Annotated in this window: 1 protein-coding gene; it reads left to right on the top strand. The window is 68.1% G+C overall.

From position 1 onward, the window contains the following. Window positions 1–10: 10 nt before the first annotated feature. Window positions 11–364: LLM class flavin-dependent oxidoreductase (locus IO33_RS45400; RefSeq protein ID WP_280921968.1), on the top strand; the 354-nt coding region annotated here is incomplete at its 3' end.

Consider the following 364-nt stretch of genomic DNA (forward strand, 5'->3'; position numbering starts at 1 on the left):
CGATGTAGGGATAGGCCAGGGCTGGACGCCGCACGAACACGAGTCGGCGGGCGTGTCGATGACCTCCCGAGTGGACGCGCTCGCCGAACATCTGGAGTTGATGCGTCGATGCTGGCGCACCGGCCCGGTTTCCTTTCAAGGCGAGCACTACCGGCTGCGACCGAGCTGGGGGGAGCCGAAGCCCGCCCAGCCGACACTGCCCGTGTACATCGCGGCGATGACACCGCAAGGCATCGCGCAGGCGGCGGCCATTGCAGACGGCTTCATGTACCCAATAACCACCTGGGCCTCGGCCACCGAGGCGATCGGCCAGTATCGGCAGGCCGGGGGCCGCGGCCCGGTTGCGCTACGGCTCAATCCGATC

It is taken from the genome of Streptomyces durhamensis (assembly GCF_000725475.1).
Classification (GTDB): Bacteria; Actinomycetota; Actinomycetes; order Streptomycetales; family Streptomycetaceae; genus Streptomyces; species Streptomyces filipinensis.